11 protein-coding genes are annotated in these 17,811 nt (G+C 75.0%); 6 read left to right on the forward strand and 5 right to left on the reverse strand.

What is annotated here, in order from left to right; all coding sequences use genetic code 11:
- Positions 1 to 42: 42 nt before the first annotated feature.
- The 4 genes from BJ983_RS26570 to moeA all read right to left on the reverse strand — a co-directional run bounded on the left by BJ983_RS26570 (position 43) and on the right by moeA (position 5,650).
- Positions 43 to 2,355 (reverse strand): AAA family ATPase, encoded by a 2,313-nt coding sequence (locus BJ983_RS26570; RefSeq protein WP_179796571.1) that lies wholly within the window; start codon positions 2,353 to 2,355, stop codon positions 43 to 45.
- Complete coding sequence (locus BJ983_RS26575; protein ID WP_179796572.1) at positions 2,352 to 3,302, reverse strand: CDP-alcohol phosphatidyltransferase family protein; 951 nt, start codon at positions 3,300 to 3,302, stop codon at positions 2,352 to 2,354. The genes BJ983_RS26570 and BJ983_RS26575 overlap by 4 nt, the downstream gene beginning before the upstream one ends.
- Positions 3,302 to 4,120: a phosphatidylserine decarboxylase gene (locus tag BJ983_RS26580; RefSeq protein ID WP_425484793.1), complete on the reverse strand. Its 819-nt coding sequence runs from the start codon at positions 4,118 to 4,120 to the stop codon at positions 3,302 to 3,304. Before BJ983_RS26580 ends, BJ983_RS26575 begins: the two co-directional genes overlap by 1 nt.
- Before the next feature lie 330 nt (positions 4,121 to 4,450).
- A complete protein-coding gene (moeA, locus tag BJ983_RS26585) occupies positions 4,451 to 5,650 on the reverse strand; it encodes a molybdopterin molybdotransferase MoeA (protein ID WP_179798281.1) in 1,200 nt (399 codons plus the stop codon).
- Between the two features lie 137 nt (positions 5,651 to 5,787).
- On the opposite strand from moeA, the gene BJ983_RS26590 reads away from it, so the two are divergent.
- The 4 genes from BJ983_RS26590 (at position 5,788) to BJ983_RS26605 (ending at position 10,897) form a co-directional block, all read left to right on the forward strand.
- On the forward strand, positions 5,788 to 7,047 hold the full coding sequence (locus BJ983_RS26590; RefSeq protein WP_343054362.1) for a serine/threonine-protein kinase: 1,260 nt from the start codon (positions 5,788 to 5,790) through the stop codon (positions 7,045 to 7,047).
- A 173-nt stretch (positions 7,048 to 7,220) separates the two neighbouring features.
- Positions 7,221 to 8,855: a chaperonin GroEL gene (gene groL, locus BJ983_RS26595; RefSeq protein ID WP_179796573.1), complete on the forward strand. Its 1,635-nt coding sequence runs from the start codon at positions 7,221 to 7,223 to the stop codon at positions 8,853 to 8,855.
- Positions 8,856 to 9,052: 197 nt separating this feature from the next.
- Entirely contained in the window at positions 9,053 to 10,351 is a 1,299-nt protein-coding gene (locus tag BJ983_RS26600) for an MFS transporter (protein ID WP_179796574.1), read from the forward strand.
- An 87-nt stretch (positions 10,352 to 10,438) separates the two neighbouring features.
- Positions 10,439 to 10,897: a YccF domain-containing protein gene (locus BJ983_RS26605; RefSeq protein WP_246326611.1), complete on the forward strand. Its 459-nt coding sequence runs from the start codon at positions 10,439 to 10,441 to the stop codon at positions 10,895 to 10,897.
- On the opposite strand, the gene BJ983_RS26610 is transcribed toward BJ983_RS26605, so the two are convergent.
- Positions 10,894 to 12,570, reverse strand: coding sequence for a DNA repair helicase XPB (locus BJ983_RS26610; protein ID WP_179796576.1), 1,677 nt, complete (start codon positions 12,568 to 12,570; stop codon positions 10,894 to 10,896). The genes BJ983_RS26605 and BJ983_RS26610 overlap by 4 nt on opposite strands.
- A gap of 570 nt (positions 12,571 to 13,140) precedes the next feature.
- On the opposite strand from BJ983_RS26610, the gene BJ983_RS26615 reads away from it, so the two are divergent.
- Positions 13,141 to 17,379 (forward strand): nitrate- and nitrite sensing domain-containing protein, encoded by a 4,239-nt coding sequence (locus BJ983_RS26615; RefSeq protein ID WP_179796577.1) that lies wholly within the window; start codon positions 13,141 to 13,143, stop codon positions 17,377 to 17,379.
- The gene (locus BJ983_RS26620; RefSeq protein ID WP_179796578.1) at positions 17,376 to 17,798 is read left to right on the forward strand and encodes a roadblock/LC7 domain-containing protein; all 423 of its coding nucleotides are present in this window, start codon (positions 17,376 to 17,378) and stop codon (positions 17,796 to 17,798) included. Before BJ983_RS26615 ends, BJ983_RS26620 begins: the two co-directional genes overlap by 4 nt.
- The last annotated feature ends 13 nt before the right edge of the window (positions 17,799 to 17,811 follow it).

Raw genomic sequence — 17,811 nt, forward strand, 5'->3', positions numbered from 1 at the left:
GCACCGGATGCGAGCGGCGGGCCGCCGTCGTTCCGGGCCCGGTCAGCCGCGGTTCGCGTAGGCCTCCAGCTCGGCGAGCTGCCGCGGGTCCAGGGACGGCCGGACCACCCGGCGGGCGGCCTCGAACTGCGCGGCCGTGACCTCCGTGGAGTCCAGCGACGCCCGCATCGCGGTGAGCGCCGCCTCGCGCACGAGCGCCGCGCAGTCCGCCGCCGAGTAGCCCTCGAGGGAGGCGCCGAGGGCGTCGAGGTCGACGTCGTCGGCGAGCGGGGTCGCCTTCGACGCCGCGCGCAGGACCGCCGCCCGGGCCTCGGCGTCGGGCGGGGGCACGTAGATCTGGCGCTCCAGCCGGCCGGGACGCAGCAGCGCGGGGTCGATCAGCTCGGGCCGGTTGGTGGCCCCCAGCACCACGACGTCGCGCAGCGGGGTCGCGCCGTCCAGCTCGGTGAGCAGGGCCGCCACCACCCGGTCGGCCACCCCGGCGTCGGAGGACCCGCCGCGCCGGGGCGCGAGGGCGTCCACCTCGTCGAGGAAGACCAGCGCGGGTGCGGCGTCGGCGGCGCGCCGGAACAGCTCCCGCACCGCCCGTTCGGACTCGCCGACGTACTTGTCGAGCAGCTCCGCGCCCTTCACCACGAACACGTTGAGCTGCCCGGTGCCCGCCAGCGCCCGCATGAGGAACGTCTTGCCGCCGCCGGGCGGGCCGTAGAGCAGGACGCCGCGCGGCGGGTCGACGCCGAGGCGCGCGAACGAGTCGGGGTAGGTCAGCGGCCACAGCACGGTCTCGGTGAGCGCCTGCTTCGTCTCGACCATGTCCCCGACGTCGTCGAGGGTCAGCCCGCCGGAGTGCAGCGTCTGCGATCCCGAGGACGACAGCGACACCGGCCGCACCGAGGCCACCGCGCCCACGAGGTCGTCGTGGCCCAGCTCGAGGTCGTCCCCGCCGCGCAGGGCCGCGCGCACGGCGGCCTCGCGACGCAGCGCCACGAGGTCGGCCGCGACGAAGCCCGGCGTCCGGAGCCCGACCGCGCCGAGGTCGACGTCGGCCGCCAGCGGCACCTCGCGCAGGAGCACCCGGAGCAGCTCGGCGCGCTCGCGGTCGCCCGGGGCCGGCAGCCCCAGCTCACGGTCGACGAGGTCGGGCGCGCGCAGCCGCGGGTCGACCGCCTCGCCGCCCTGCGCGGTCGCCACGAGGGCCACGCCGTCGGCGACGACGGAGCGGAGCTCGTCGAGCACCACGGTCGCGAGCGGCGGCGGGTCGGACGCCGGCAGGAGGGTCTCGACGTCGGGGACGAGCAGCACCGTCGGGCCGCCCGCGGACCGCGCGCGGGAGCACGCGGACCGCACCCGCTCGGCCGCGGCACCCGCTTCGAGCGCGGCGGCCGCCGGGGCGTCGAGCACCACGACGCCCACCTCGGCCTCGGCGGCGACCGCCCGGACGAAGGTCGTGCGGCCGACGCCCTCGGGGCCGGTCACCAGGACGCCGAGCCGTGCGGCGGCGCCGAGGCGGGTCAGCAGCTCCGGGCGCCTGAACACGAGGTCCAACCACTCCCGCAGCCGCCGCGCGGGCTCCTGCTGGCCGACGAGGTCGGTCACGGGCACGGCGGGGTCCGCAGCCGGCGCGGGTGTGACGGGCGCCGTCGCAGGCGCCGGTGTCCCCGTCGACGCGGCGGCGAGACCGGGACCGGGCGCGGCCGGACCGGTGGTGCGCGGGGCCGAGGCGAAGAACCCCGAGGGGGCGAACGCCGACCCGTCGTCAGGAAGGCTCCGCGCGCCGGTCCGCGGGCCGTCCTGCCAGCCGACGACGGTGCTCGGCGCGACGACGAAGGCGCCCGGCCCGGGCGGCTCGACGGCGACGACCGTGACCAGCTCGGTGGTCCACGTCCCGCCCAGCTCCGCGGCGAGGCGGGAGCGGGTGCCCGCGGCGTCCGCGCCGGGGACCGGGGCGAGGTCCTGGGGCAGCAGCGAGACCGTGTCGCCCGGGCTGAGCACCTTGCCGGTGAGCGCCAGGCGCAGCGTCTCGGGCGCGACGGCGGCGGCGGCGAGGCGGGACCCGGAGACCGTGACGGTGCGGGCCGAGCTCACCGCGACGGGCTCGACGGCCACGGAGGTCCCGGCGACGATCCCGGCGTTCACCATGGCGGTCTCGTCGAGCGTGGCGGTGCCCGGCGCGGTCATCCCGACGGCGGGCGCGGCGAGGGCCACGGTCGCGCGGGTGCCGACGAGGCGCACGGCGTCCCAGGCGCTCAGCCCGAGCGCGGAGAAGACCTCGCCGTGCAGCCGGACGACCCCGCGGCGCGCGTCGACCGCGGAGGTGGACAGCTGGGCGGTGAGGGTCACCTGCGGGGTGGTCACGACCGGTCCTGTCCTCGACGTGGCCGACGCGTGCCGAGCCGCTGGGGCCCGGGCCGGTCACGGTTGATCGTGCGGCGCCCGGCGCGGGCCGCGGCCCCGGCGACCCGGCGGGGGAGGGGCCGGCGCGGCGGCAGCAGGCCGAGCCGGCGGTGGGCGCGGCGGACGGCCCGGCGCTGGCGCGGAGGCACGTGCCAGACCTCGGGGTGCCGGTCGAGCCAGCGGTACCGGTAGACGGCGTACGGGATGTGGGCCAGGTAGGCCAGGATCGCGATCGGGTAGAGCAGGAACGGCACCGCGACGATCGCCGCCGCGATCAGCGCGACCAGCACCAGCGCGGGCGCGATCGCCTGCGGGGGCACGCGGACGCTCTTCAGCGACGCCGTCGGGATACGCGAGATCATCAGCCCCGCGGAGAACACCGTCCAGATCGCGACCGTGACCGGCGCCGACCACCAGCCCGGGCCGAGCAGCAGCTCGGTGGCCAGCGGCGTGAGGGCCACCAGGGCGCCCGCCGGGGCGGGCACGCCGACGAAGAACTCGCCGGCGAACGGCTTGGCCTCGGTGTCGTCGGCCAGCGTGTTGAACCGCGCCAGGCGCAGCGCGGCGGAGACGACCAGGACGAGGGCGACGACCCAGCCGACCCGGAGGTCGTGCAGCGACCAGAGGAAGAGGATGAGTGCGGGGGAGACCCCGAAGGAGATGCAGTCGGAGAGCGAGTCCAGCTCCGCGCCGATGCGGCTGGAGGCGTCGAGGAGCCGCGCGAGCCGGCCGTCGAGGGCGTCGAACACCCCGGCGAGGGCGATCGCCGCGACGGCCGCGACCTGGTTGCCGGCGATCATGAACTGCACGCCGGAGAGCCCGGAGCACAGGGCGAGGACGGTGACGGCGTTCGGCAGCAGGCGGACGCCGGGGGCGGTCCGCACGGCCGAGGCGGTCGGCGCGGGCACTAGGGCACCTGCCCCGAGGGCCCGCCGGGCCCGCCCGCTCCGGCCGCAGAGCCCGTCCCGCCCGCCAGCTCCGCCAGGACCGTCTCGGCCCCGACGGTCCGCTGGCCCACGTGCACGCCGATGTCCGCGCCCGGCGGGAGCAGCAGGTCGACCCGCGAGCCGAACCGGATGAGGCCGTAGGTCTCGCCGGCGGTGACCTCGTCGCCGGGCTCCGCGTCGCAGACGATCCGGCGCGCCACGAGGCCCGCGATCTGCACGACGGCGAGGTCGCGGCCCGCGGTGTCGCGCAGCCACAGCGAGGTGCGGGAGTTGGCCTCGCTCGCCTCGGGCAGGTCGGCCGAGACGAAGGTGCCGGGACGGTGCTCGACCGCGAGCACCTGACCGTCCGCGGGGATGCGCTGGACGTGCACGTCGTACACCGACAGGAACGTGCTCACCCGCGGGCGGGGACCGGCCGGGAAGCCCTTGGCGATCAGCTCGGGCGGGGCCTCGGCGTCGCCGATCACGCTGACCGTGCCGTCGGCGGGCGCCACCGCGACGTCGGCCCGCTGCGGGGTCGCGCGGTGCGGGGCGCGGAAGAAGGCCGCGACCGCACCCGTCGTCAGGATGGCGCCGAGGGTGCCGCGCCCGCGGAGCGCGCGGACGGCGAGGGCACCGGCGGCGACGGCGCCGATGACGGGCGCACCGCCCGGGTGCAGCGGCGGGAGCGTCTCGCGCACGAGGTCGACCGCGTGCAGGACCGGGTGCCGGCGCGGCGCGGGGAGTTTCTCCCGCGCGGTCGCCGCGGGGTCGCCAGGTGCGGGGGAGCGATCGGGCACGGCCAACCTTCGCGTCGACGACGGGTGCGATTCGAATCTATCGGGACGCTCCGGGTGGGGCCGGGGCCGCCATCCCCCGAGACGGCGACCCCGGCGAGAACCGCTCGTCCGCTCCCCAGCGACAAGCGGTTGGTCGACGCTGATCGGCAGCGCGTCGCGCTCCGATCGGCCATCGGGTTACCCGGGGTGAACTCGTCCGGCGAGTACGCCATGAGAGTTCTCACACATGGTGCCCGATCTTCCGGTCCCTGCCAAACCGTTTTCACGCGGACGGCGCCGTGCGACCACTCGAACGGAGGCTTCCACGCAGGTCGGCGGACCGGGACCGGTTCAGCTCTCGAGGAGCCAGACCTCGACCTCGCTCCCGGCGGCCACCTCCGTGACGTCCTCGCCGACCACGAGCAGACAGTCCGCCTGCGCGAGCGCGGCGAGCAGGTGCGAGCCCGCCCCGCCCACCGGGGCGACCGTGCCGGCCACGGCGTCCAGGCGCCCGCGGCGGAACTGCCGCCGGCCCGCGGGCGAGCGCAGGTCCTCGGCCACGCGGGCGCGCACGCGGGCCCGGTCGGGGTGCGGGTGGCCGGCGGCGCGGCGCAGGGCCGGGCGCACGAAGACCTCGAAGGAGACGAGCGAGCTGACCGGGTTGCCGGGCAGCGTCACCACCGCGACCCGCCCGTCGTAGGTCCCCGCCCCCTGCGGCATCCCGGGCTGCATCGCGACCTTGGTGAAGTCGACGCCGCGGGAGGTGAACGCGTCCTTGACCACCTCGTAGGCGCCCGCGCTCACGCCGCCGGAGGTGATGAGGAGGTCGGTCGGCTCGGCGAGGGCCGCGTCGAGCGCCGTCCGGAACTCCTCGACGTCGTCGGGCACGAACCGCAGCAGCCGGGCCTCGCCGCCCGCGTCCTCCACCGCCGCCGCGAGCATCGGGCCGTTGGACTCGTGGATCTGCCCGTGGCGCAGCGGCTCGCCGGGGGCGACGAGCTCCGAGCCGGTGGAGAGGACGAGGACACGGGGCCGCCGGTGCACGGTCAGCTCCGGGGCACCGACCGCGGCCGCGAGCCCGATCTGCGCGGCCCCCAGCACGGTGCCGGCGCGCAGCACCACCTGGCCGGCGGTCACGTCGTCGCCCGCCCGGCGCACGCTCTGCCCGGGCTCGACGCCGCGCTCGATCGACACCGTCGCTCCGGGCGGTCCGCCGTCGGTCCACTCGACCTGCACCACGGCGTCCGCGCCGTCGGGCACGGGGGCGCCGGTCATGATCCGGTGCGCGGTGCCCGCCTCGAGCGGGGGACCGTCGACCCGCCCGGCCGGCACGTCCTCGGCGACCGGCAGCGTCACCGGCGTCGTCGCGACGTCGGCCGCGCGCACTGCGTAGCCGTCCATCGCCGAGTTGTCGAAGGGCGGCAAGGCCACCGGGGACGTGAGGTCCGCGGCGAGGACCCGGCCCCGGGCGGCCGCGAGCGGGACGACCTCGGTGCCGGTGTCCGCGATCAGGGCCGCGACGGCGGCGGCGTGCTCCTCGACCCCCCGCATGGCCGCGGGGTCGCCGTGGTCGTGTCCGTGTCCGCGCGCTTCGCTCACGGTCGGTCATCGTGCCCCGCGGGCGCCGACCAGGGGCGGCAGGGGCGATCACGCCCGGACCGGGTGGTCCGGCCTCTACCCTCGGCGCCGTGACGACCGGGACCGAGGACCTGACCGGCTCCTCGCTCGGCCGCTACCGGGTGGAGGGCGTCATCGGGCGCGGCGGCATGAGCACCGTCTACCGCGCCACCGACACCCGACTCGGTCGAATCGTCGCTCTCAAGGTCATCGACCCGTCCCTCGCCGGCGACGAGGAGTTCCGCGAACGGTTCCGCGACGAGGCCCGCAACACCTCCGCGGTCGACCACCCGCACGTCGTGCCGCTCTACGACGTCGACAGCGTGGACGACCGGCTCTACATCGCGATGCGCTTCGTCGAGGGCCCGGACCTCGCGACCCTGATCGGCGGGCGCCCGCTCGCCCCGGACCGCGCGCTGCGGCTGCTCGACCAGGTCGCCGACGCCCTCGACGCGGTGCACGCGCACGGCCTGGTCCACCTCGACGTCAAGCCGGCCAACGTCCTCGTCGGCGGGTCCACCTCCGGCGCCGACCACGCCTACCTCGCCGACTTCGGCCTCACCCACCGCGGCGCCACCGGCCACCGCACCCGCGGCGGCGACTTCCTCGGCTCGCCGACCTTCGCCGCACCCGAGCACCTGCGCGGCGAGCCGGTCGACGCGCGCACCGACCTCTACTCCCTGGGCTGCGTGCTCTACACGTGCCTGACCGGCCACGCCCCCTACCGCGGCTCGGTCACCGAGGTCATCGACGCGCACCTGGCCGGCGCGGTCCCGACCGCCTCCCACGGCGTCGCCCTCGGCCCCGACGTCGACGCGCTCGTCCGCCGGGCCCTGTCGGTCGACCCGGCCGGGCGGCCCGCGAGCGCCCGGGACCTGATCGCCGAGGCCCGGTCCGTCCTCGCCCGGCGGCCGGCCTTCCCGACGGCGGTTGCTGCCGCTGCGGCTCCCGCCCCGCCCCTTGCGCGTGAGGGGAACCCTCATGCCGATAGAGCGCTCGGATCCTCCCCTCACGGAGCCCCGCCGCCCGCGCGTCCGGTCCCGCAGCGTCAGCCGTGGCCCACCGCTGACGTCCGACGTCAGCAGCCCGCCACGCCGGGCCGACCCCACCTTCCCGCGGCAGGACCTGTCGTCGGGAACGGGATGCCGCCGCGGGCCCCGCTCCCTCCGCGCCCTCCCGCGCCGCCGCAGCGGACCCGCGCGCCCGCCCCGCCGAGCGACCTCGGCGCGTTCGGCCGTGGAGGGGCACCCGGTCGGCCGGTCGTGGCCCTCGTCGTCGGGGGTGCCGTCCTGGCCCTGCTGATCGTCGTCGCGGTCCTGCTGCTGAGCTGACGCACGCCCGTCGGGTCGCTTGCACTCGACCCACCCGAGTGCCAGACTCGGGTTGGCACTCGGTACTGTCGAGTGCCAGGTCGGGTCGGTGAGACCGGCGTAATGGAGCCGGTCGTCCGTCGCGGGCACCCCCTGGCCGAGCACACGTGTCTCTCATCGGAGGACCACCCAGCATGGCCAAGATGATCGCGTTCGACGAGGAGGCCCGTCGCGGCCTCGAGCGGGGCATGAACAGCCTCGCGGACGCCGTCAAGGTGACCCTCGGCCCGCGCGGCCGCAACGTCGTCCTGGAGAAGAAGTGGGGAGCCCCCACGATCACCAACGACGGCGTCTCGATCGCGAAGGAGATCGAGCTCGAGGACCCGTGGGAGAAGATCGGGGCCGAGCTCGTCAAGGAGGTCGCGAAGAAGACCGACGACGTCGCGGGTGACGGCACGACCACCGCGACCGTCCTCGCTCAGGCGCTCGTCCGCGAGGGCCTTCGCAACGTCGCCGCCGGCGCCAACCCCATGGCCCTCAAGAAGGGCATCGAGAAGGCCGTCGAGGCCGTCTCGCAGGCGCTCCTGAAGTCCGCCAAGGAGGTCGAGACCAAGGAGCAGATCGCCGCCACGGCCTCGATCTCGGCCGCCGACCCGCAGATCGGCGAGCTCATCGCCGAGGCGATGGACAAGGTCGGCAAGGAAGGCGTCATCACCGTCGAGGAGTCGCAGACCTTCGGGCTCGAGCTCGAGCTCACCGAGGGCATGCGCTTCGACAAGGGCTACATCTCGCCCTACTTCGTCACCGACCAGGACCGGATGGAGGCGGAGCTCGACGACCCCTACATCCTGCTCATGTCCTCCAAGATCTCGTCGGTGAAGGACCTGCTCCCGCTGCTGGAGAAGGTCATGCAGTCCGGCAAGCCGCTGGCGATCATCTCCGAGGACGTCGAGGGCGAGGCCCTCGCGACCCTGGTCGTCAACAAGATCCGTGGCACCTTCAAGTCGGTCGCCGTCAAGGCCCCCGGCTTCGGTGACCGCCGCAAGGCCATGCTCGCCGACATGGCGATCCTCACCGGTGGCGAGGTCATCTCGGAGGAGGTCGGGCTCAAGCTCGACACCGCCGACCTCACGCTCCTGGGCCGGGCCCGCAAGGTCACCGTGTCCAAGGACGAGACCACCATCGTCGACGGTTCCGGCGACGCCGAGCAGATCGCGGGTCGCGTGACCCAGATCCGCTCGGAGATCGAGCGCTCGGACTCCGACTACGACCGTGAGAAGCTCCAGGAGCGCCTCGCCAAGCTGGCCGGCGGTGTCGCGGTCATCCGCGCCGGTGCCGCCACCGAGGTGGAGCTCAAGGAGCGCAAGCACCGCATCGAGGACGCGGTCCGCAACGCCAAGGCCGCGGTCGAGGAGGGCATCGTCGCCGGCGGCGGCGTCGCCCTGCTGCAGGCCTCGACCGGCGACGTCTTCTCCGGCCTCGGGCTGGACGGGGACGAGGCCACCGGCGCCAACATCGTGCGCACCGCGCTCGAGGCGCCGCTGAAGCAGATCGCGCACAACGCCGGCCTCGAGCCCGGCGTCGTGGCCGAGAAGGTCCGTGGACTCAACACCGGTGAGGGCCTCGACGCCGCCACCGGCGAGTACAAGGACCTGATCAAGGCCGGCATCATCGACCCGGCCAAGGTCACCCGCTCGGCGCTGCAGAACGCCGCGTCGATCGCCGCGCTGTTCCTCACCACCGAGGCCGTCGTGGCCGACAAGCCCGAGAAGGCGGGCGCCGGTGCCGGCGCCGACCCGACGGGCGGCATGGGCGGCATGGACTTCTAGTCCACACGCGCTCTTCGGAGACGACGGGCCGTACCCCACCGGGGTGCGGCCCGTTCGTCGTTCTCGGCCCTCCCTCGTGGCAGCGAAGCGTCGTTGCTGTCACCCAGCGGCAGGAAAGCCACATCGTCGATCGTGTGGTCGAAACGGGAGGAATCGCCTACGGTGCGCGCACGACCGGCGACCTCGAGGGAGCGCGCATGAGCCAGGTGACGGACTCCGCGTCCACCGAACGTCACAAGCTGCCCGTCCGGACGCTCGTCGCCGCCTCGATCGGCAACGCCGTCGAGTGGTTCGACTGGACGATCTACGCGACGTTCGCGGTCTATTTCTCCTCGCAGTTCTTCGACAAGAGCAATCCCACGCTCGCCCTCATCGGCACCACGTCGACCTACGCGCTGGCATTCTTCTTCCGCCCGCTCGGTGGTGTGCTGCTCGGCCGCCTCGCCGACCTGCGCGGCCGCAAGTTCGCGATGCTCGTGACGATCCTGCTGATGGCCGGCGGGTCGCTGCTGATCGCCGTGCTGCCGACCTACGGCGCCGTCGGCTGGCTGGCGCCGATCCTCCTGCTGCTGGCCCGGATCGCGCAGGGCCTCTCGCTCGGCGGCGAGGTGTCCAACGCCAGCGCCTACCTCGCCGAGATCGCGCCGCCGGCCCGCCGCGGCCGGTACTCGAGCTTCTTCTACATCTCGACCGGCACGGCCCTGCTGGCCGCGTCGCTGCTCGGCCTGCTCCTGACCTCGACGCTGTCCCGCCCCGACCTCGAGTCCTACGGCTGGCGCATCGCCTTCGCCGTCGGCGGGGTGCTCGGCCTGGTCGGGCTCTGGCTGCGGCGCAGTCTGTCCGAGACCGACCAGTTCGAGGAGAACGTCGAGAAGGCCAAGGCCACGAAGAACCCGCTGCTGCGGACCCTCACGCACCACCCGCGCTCGGTGCTGCAGCTCTTCGGCTTCACGCTGCTCTCGACGCTCTGCTACTACACGTTCTTCAGCGCCCTGACCCCCTACGCGGTGCAGTTCCGCGAGGCCTCGGGCAGCGACGTCTTCCTGGCGCTCTCGATCGGGACCGTCGTCTTCATCGTGCTCCAGTACCCGATGGGGGCGTGCGCCGACCGGTTCGGGCGCAAGCCGCAGATGCTGGTGTGGTCGGCGGCGTTCGCGCTGCTCACGGTGCCGTTGAGCCTGCTCATCACCGACCGGCCACCGCTGATCAACCTCATCGTGGTCTTCTCCGTCGGCCTCGGGCTCTACGCGGTGTTCTCCTCGATCGCGCCCGCGATCATGAGCGAGATCTTCCCGACGGAGCTGCGCGCCCTCGGCATCGGCGCCTGGTACAACCTCACGGTCGCCCTCTTCGGCGGCACGGCGCCACTGCTCATCGCGGCGCTGTCCGGGGCCGGGACCCCGCAGCTGTTCTTCTGGTACGTGGCGGGGGCCGCCCTCGTGGCGTTCCTGATCATCCTGACGCTGCCGGAGACGAAGGGGCGCGTGCTCGACTGACCCGCCCCGACCCGACGTCGGGAAAATAGTTCCCGGCCTGCTCAGGGAGCTCTCAGCGGATCCCGGCATCCTGGACACATGGAAGCCCTGCGGATCGTGCTGAACCTGGTCTGGCTCGTGCTGGCCGGGGTGTGGATGGCGATCGGCTACGTGATCGCCGGCGTCATCTGCTGCGTGCTGATCGTGACGATCCCGTGGGGCATCGCCTCGTTCCGCATCGCCCTGTTCGCGCTGTGGCCGTTCGGCCAGCGACTCGAGCGGCGTCCGGACCACGGCGTCGGGTCGACGCTGGGCAACGTCGTCTGGTTCGTGGTGGCGGGCTGGTGGCTCGCCCTCGGGCACGTGTTCACCGCGATCGCGCTCGCCGTGACGATCATCGGCATCCCGTTCGCGTGGGCCAACCTCAAGCTGATCCCGGTCTCGCTGACCCCGCTGGGCCGCCGCATCGTCGACGTCGACGACCCGCGGACCTTCGGGGTGGGGCCGACCACGGCCACCACCCCGATCCCGGGCGCCCGCTCCGAGGTGCCCTGGTACGGCCGCTAGTCGGCGTCGACCTCCGGCACGGGCGGGCCGAGGATGTCGTCGGCGTCGACGATCCGGTAGGCGTAGCCCTGCTCGGCGAGGAAACGCTGCCGGTGGGCGGCGTAGTCGGCGTCCACCGAGTCGCGCGAGACGACCGAGTAGAAGTGCGCCTGCCGACCGTCCGCCTTCGGGCGCAGCAGTCGGCCGAGGCGCTGGGCCTCCTCCTGGCGTGACCCGAAGGTCCCGGAGATCTGCACCGCGACCGACGCCTCGGGCAGGTCGATCGAGAAGTTCGCGACCTTCGAGACGACGAGCCGCGGCAGCTCCCCGCGCCGGAAGGCGTCGAAGAGCTTCTCCCGCTCCTTGTTCGACGTCGAGCCCTGGATGACCGGGCAGTCGAGCGCAGCGCCCATCTCCTCGAGCTGGTCGATGTAGGCGCCGATGACGAGGGCGGGCTCGTCGGGGTGCTTCTCCAGGATGGAGCGCACCACGGGGATCTTCGTCCGCGCGCAGGCGCACATCCGGTACCGCTCGTCGGCCTCGCTGGTGGCGTAGACGATCCGCTCGTTGTCGGTCATCGTCACGCGGACCTCGACGCAGTCGGCGGGGGCGACCCAGCCCTGCGCCTCGATGTCCTTCCACGGCGCGTCGTAGCGCTTCGGGCCGATCAGGGAGAACACGTCGCCCTCGCGGTTGTCCTCGCGGACGAGCGTGGCGGTGAGGCCCAGGCGCCGACGGGACTGCAGGTCGGAGGTCATCCGGAAGACGGGTGCGGGCAGCAGGTGCACCTCGTCGTAGATGATCAGACCCCAGTCCTTGGAGTCGAAGAGCTCCAGCGCGCGGTGCACGCCCTTGGTCTTGCGCGTCATCACCTGGTAGGTCGCGATGGTGACCGGGCGGATCTCCTTGCGCTCGCCCGAGTACTCGCCGATCTCGTCCTCGGTGAGCGACGTGCGGGCGACCAGCTCGCGCTTCCACTGCCGGCCGGCGACCGTGTTCGTCACCAGGATCAGCGTCGTCGCCTTGGCCTTCGCCATCGCGGCCGCGCCGACCAGGGTCTTCCCGGCGCCGCACGGCAGGACGACGACGCCGGAGCCGCCCGCCCAGAAGCCCTCGACGGCCGCCGCCTGGTAGTCGCGCAGCTCCCAGTCGTCCTCGGCGAGCTCGATCGGGTGCGCCTCGCCGTCGACGTAGCCCGCGAGGTCCTCGGCGGGCCAGCCGACCTTGAGCAGGATCTGCTTGAGCAGGCCGCGCTGCGACGGGTGCACGATCACCGTGTCGTCGTCGATCTGCTCGCCCAGCAGCGGGGCGATCTTCTTGTTGCGCAGCACCTCCGCGAGCACGGCGCGGTCGTACGACACCATGACCAGGCCGTGCGCGGGGTGGTTGGTCAGCTGCAGCCGCCCGTAGCGCCCCATCGTCTCGACGACGTCCATCAGGAGGTTCTGCGGCACGGCGAAGCGGGAGTGGCTGACGAGCGCGTCGACGACCTGCTCGGCGTCGTGGCCGGCCGCCCGGGCGTTCCAGAGGGCGAGCGGCGTGACGCGGTAGGTGTGCACGTGCTCCGGCGCGCGCTCGAGTTCGGCGAACGGCGCGATGGCGGTCCGCGCCGCCGCTGCGTCCTCGTGGTCGACCTCGAGCAGCAGCGTCTTGTCGGACTGGACGATCAGCGGTCCGGTCCCGGGGGTGCTCACGCGTCCGGCCTCCAGGGGGTCTCGCGGGGTTTCTCGACGGCGGGGAGTCCGCCGCCATTGTCCTCTCAACGCCGCGACGGTCCCCGGCCGTCCCGTGCAGGCCCGTGACCTGCCACATCCGGTGATCGACGCCGCTCGGAGGGGGTGCGGGGAGAACGGGGAGATGATCTCGTCGGGGGGGCGGTCTACACTCCGGCATCACCGACACCTGCTCCGAGGAGTGACCCACCACCCGACGGAGCCGTCGCGAGCCACCGACCGGTGGCCGTGCCGGCTGCACTGCCCACTGCCCCCGCGTCGGGGCGTCCGGCCCGTCCCCGACGGGCCACGACGGTCGCTCCGACCCGACGTGACGGACTCAGCTATGCGACCGACTGCCGCGACCCGTGCACTTTGCGTGCACGTTTGTGCGCCGTCCGCGGTGACCGTGTCACCCACGGTGGGTCGTGATGCCCGCTCCGTCGTCAGTGTAGCCCATGAACAACTACACAGGGTGCAGCAGGCGTCCGTTCGAGGGGGCGTGTCCGTGACAGGCGACCGACCGACCGGTGCAAGGGGAAGGACCACCGCGTGACCGCTCCCGTCCGTCGGACCGACGCGCGAGGCGAGGCCCGCGGCGGTGCTCCCGACCCGCAGGCCCGTCCGCCCCTGGGGGAGCGGCTGGCCCTGCGCAACTGGAGCCTGCCGGTCAAGCTCGCGGCGGTCCTCCTGGTCCCCACCCTGTTCGTCATCACCCTGGGCGTGCTGCGGATCGTCGAGCAGACCGACAAGGCCCGCTCCTACGACGGCGTGCAGCAGGCCGTCGCCCTGGAGAGCAACAACGCGAAGGTGCTGGCCGCCCTCGACGCCGAGCGGCGCGCGGCGGCCGTGTTCCTCGCGACGAACCGGGCCGGCGGCTTCGGTCCGGTGCAGGAGGCGGCCGACGCGACGAACGACCAACTGGGGCAGCTGCGCAGCGCCTACGGTTCGGCCGACTCGGTCGACGACCAGACCCGGTCGGCGTACCGCGACGCGTTCTCCGCGGTCGAGGGCCTCGACCGCGTGCGGGACGACGTGCGCGCCGGGGCGGTCGACCCGGCGGGGGCGATCTCGCGCTACACCGACGCCACGTCGGCGGTGCTCACCTTCGACGAGTCGCTGACCCGGGAGGCGGCGGACCCGTCGATCGCCGGGCTCTCCACCGGGCTCTACGCGCTGTCCGTGGTCCGCGAGCAGGACGCCTACGTGCAGGCCGTGGTCGCCGCCGCCATCGCGGGCGGCCGGATCGACGCCCCGTCGATCGACCAGGCGCGCAACGCCACGCTGCGCCGGAGCATCGCCGTCGACGAGTTCCGCAGCGCCGTCGGCACGGACAACGCCGCACTCGCGGACGCCCTCGTCGGGCCGGACGTCGACCAGCGGGACCGGTTGGCCCAGGTCGTGCTCGGCCGCGGCAGCGCCGGGCTGCCGCTGCAGGTCTCGGCCCAGGACTGGGACGCCGCGTCGACGGCCGTCCAGCAGAAGGTCACCGGGGTGTCCGACCAGCTGCGCGAGCGGCTGCAGGTCAACGCCGCGTCCCTGCAGAACGGGGCCCGCAACGCCGCGGGTGTCGCGTCGGTGGTCCTGCTGCTCGCGCTGATGGCGGGCGCCGCCGTGGTCTTCTTCGTCACCCGGTCGCTGCTGCGCCCGCTGCGGCTGCTGCGCCGCACCGCGCTCGACGTGGCGGAGCGGCGCCTGCCCGACGCGGTCCGCAGCCTGCGCGAGGGCGAGGCGCCCGACACCGACGTCAGCCGCACCCCGATCGAGACCCGCGAGGAGATCGGGCAGGTCGCCCGCGCCTTCGACCAGGTGCACGAGCAGGCCGTGCGGCTCGCCGCCGAGCAGGCCGGTCTCCGGTCGGCGTTCAACAGCATCTTCGTCAACCTGTCCCGGCGGTCGCAGGCCCTCGTCGAGCGCCAGCTGCGCCTGATCGAGCAGCTGGAGAACAAGGAGGAGGACCCGGAGGCCCTCGCCGACCTGTTCCAGCTCGACCACCTCGCCACCCGCATGCGGCGGAACTCGGAGAACCTCCTGGTCCTCTCGGGCACCGACCTCGCGCGCCGCGGCGGGCGGCCGGTGCCGCTGGTCGACGTGCTGCGGGCCGCGGCGTCGGAGGTGGAGCAGTACCAGCGGGTCGAACTCTCCCCGCCGCCATCGGTGCAGCTGCTCGGCCGCACCGCCGCCGACGTCGTGCACCTCGTCGCCGAGCTCCTGGAGAACGCCACGGCGTTCTCCGCCCCCGAGACCCGGGTCGACGTCTCCGCGCGTCCGGAGCCCGACGGTGCGGTCGTCCTCGAGATCGCCGACAGCGGCGTCGGGATGACCCAGGAGGACCTCGCCGACGCGAACCAGCGGCTCGGCTCGCCCCCTACCGTCGACGTGTCCGCCTCCCGTCGCATGGGCCTCTTCGTGGTCGGTCGCCTGGCGATCCGTCACGGCATCGGCGTCACGCTCCGCACCCGTGAGGACGGCGGCGTCGTCGCGGCCGTCCGGATCCCTGCCTCCGCGGTGCTCTCCGGCGTGCCGGGGTCCCGCCCCGGTGGCGGCACCTCCACCCGCGCCCTCGGCGGGACCGGCCTGCCCGTCCGCTCGCCCGGCTCGAGCCCGCTCGGCGGGCCGGCCAACGGCGCCGCGCGGCCCGACGTCCCGGGCATCCCGCGCCAGGAGCCCCGCGAGGAGCGCACCGACCTGCCCCGCCGTCCCGCCGCCCGCGGGGCCGAGGTTGCCGGTGCCGCGGCGGCCGGAGCGGGCGCCGCCGGTGCCGCGGCGTTCTTCGCCCCCTCGGGCGCACCCGACGAGGCGCCCGCGGAGTCGACCGCGGCCCCTGCGGGCCCCGAGGCTCCGGCCGCGGACGCCGCGCCGGAGCGTCGCAACGGGCTGACCGGGGCGCTCGCCGCCGCACTGCCCCGCCGCCCGGTCCGTCCGGGCGCCACCCCGCCGCCGGAACCGCCGACCGAGGTGCGTGGACCGCAGTCCGACGGCGCCGACCTCGACGACGACGAGGACGACGAGGACGACGACCGGGTGGCCACGGTCTGGGGTGGCGGCCAGGACGACGGCGTGGCCGTGTGGAGCCAGAACGCCCGCGAGGCTCCGGAGCAGGCCCAGGAACAGGCCCAGGAACAGGCCCCGAGCGGGGTTCCCGAGCGCCCCGTCGCCGCGCACGCCTGGCACGGCGCAGACGGCGCCGTGGACGAGGACGACGTCGCGACCGGCACCGCCGAGGACGCCGGCCCGGCCGGGCGCCACGGTCTGCGCCCGGAGCCCGCTCCCGAGCGGACCTCCGGCGGGCCCGGCGCCGACCGGACCACCCGCGACGGCCGTCCCGCCCCGCGCCCGCGGCCGGACCAGGGCTGGGCGGAGGGCCCGCAGGGTGCGCCCGTCGGCCCCGGTGGTCCGGGCCTTCCCCCCGGTCCGCCGCCGAGCCGCCCCCTGCCTCCGCGTCCAATGCCCCAGCGGCCGGGCGCTCCCTTCCCGGGTGCCGCGGCCGGCCCACGCCCCGGCCCCTGGGGACCCCAGGACCAGGGCCCGCAGCCGCCCGGATCGGCTCCCGCCCCGCCGCCCCCGATGTGGAACGGCGCGGAGATCGTGCCCCCGCCCGGTCCCACGGCGCAGGAGCCGCAGGTCGACGCGGCCGGGTCCACGGAGGGTCCCGCCACCGGCGCGTCCCCCGTGGTCGAGCCGACGGCTCCCGGCGTCGCGGCGTCCGCGTCCGATCCGGACGACGTCCCGGCGGAGGCCGTCGCGGGCGCCGCTGCGGGCGAGGACGTGGCCGGGTCCACGCCGTCGCCGGCCGACGGCGAGTCCGTCGAGGGCGACGCCGTGGCGGGGTCCGAGGAGGCCGAGGAGCTTCCGTCGCGCCCGAACCGCCGCTCGCTGCGGCCGCTCGCGCAGCGCCGTCGGCCCGAGGGCGGTCCGTTGCTGCGGCCCGGCTCGGCGCCCCGGCTGCGCCCGCGGCCGGCCGACGAGGCGGCGGAGGCCGACGCCGCACCGGCGGCGTCGGGGGACGAGCTGTTCGCCCCCGGCGACGACACCGCGGCCCCCGCAGCCCCGGAGCCCGCAGCCCCGGAGCCCGCAGCCCCGGAGCCCGCAGCCTCGGAGCCCGCAGCCCCGGAGCCCGCAGCCCCGGCCGCGGCCGCCCACGGGCCGGCGCGGAACGGCCTGACCACGTCCGGCCTGCCGACGAACGGCCTGCTCACGAACGGGACGTCGGACGGCCACACCAACGGTCACGCGAACGGCGCCTCGCCGAACGGTGCGCCCCCCAACGGCGCCCCACACGGAGGGGACGCGGTACCGCCCGGCGGGCTCGGCTCGAACGGCACGGGAGCCCTCCCGGTGCGGCCGGCGCCCGAGGGACTGGCGCGTCGTCCGGCGGCGGTACGGCCGAACCGGGAGCGGACGCCGATCTTCGACGAGGTCGCGTCGGTCTGGTTCCGCGAGGCGGAGCCGAACGCGCCCGACACCGTCGACCCGGAGTGGTCGGACGCCGGGCGGCCCGGGTTCGACGCGGGCGCCCCGTCGCTCGCCGCCGTCGACGCCGGGACCACCGAGTCCGGCCTGCCCCGCCGTCGTCCCCGGGCACACCTCGTTCCCGGCAGCGCCCGGCCCTCACCGACGCCGGTCGCGCCCGGCGGCGGTGGTGGCCCGGAGGCGCCGCGCCGCAACCCCGAGGCGGTCCGCGGGCGGCTCGCGAGCTATCAGCGCGGCGTCGCCGACGGGCGCTCGACCCGGCCGAATCCCGAGGGCGGCCCCGCCGCCGACACGAACGCCATCGAGGAGGAGCAGTGACGGCACCCCAGTCGCAGCCCAGCAGGTTCGGCTGGCTGGTCTCGAACTTCGCGGAGCGGGTCCCGGGCGTGGCCCACGCCGTGGTCGTCTCCGCCGACGGGCTGCTGCTGACCGCCTCCAGTCGGCTGCCGCGGGACCGGGCCGACCAGCTCGCCGCCGTGGCATCCGGGCTGGTCAGCCTCACGCAAGGTGCGGCCCGCTGTTTCGAGGCCGGCGACGTGGTGCAGACGGTCGTCGAGATGGAACGCGGCATCGTGCTGCTGATGTCCATCAGCGACGGCTCGTGCCTGGCCACGCTCGCGGCGCCGAACTGCGACATCGGCCTCGTCGGCTACGAGATGACGCTGCTGGTCGACCGGGTCGGGCAGTTGCTCACCCCCGAACTGCGGGCGGAGCTCCAGGGGTCGGGATTCCGGTGAGGTGGTCCGGGGG

This window comes from Actinomycetospora corticicola, assembly GCF_013409505.1.
In the GTDB taxonomy this organism is placed as follows: Bacteria; Actinomycetota; Actinomycetes; order Mycobacteriales; family Pseudonocardiaceae; genus Actinomycetospora; species Actinomycetospora corticicola.

Excerpts from the sequence above, each read along its gene's own strand:
- BJ983_RS26600 (WP_179796574.1), top strand. The coding sequence starts at position 9,053 with ATGAGCCAGGTGACGGACTCCGCGTCCACCGAACGTCACAAGCTGCCC.
- groL (WP_179796573.1), top strand. The coding sequence starts at position 7,221 with ATGGCCAAGATGATCGCGTTCGACGAGGAGGCCCGTCGCGGCCTCGAG.
- moeA (WP_179798281.1), bottom strand. The coding sequence starts at position 5,650 with ATGCGGGGGGTCGAGGAGCACGCCGCCGCCGTCGCGGCCCTGATCGCG.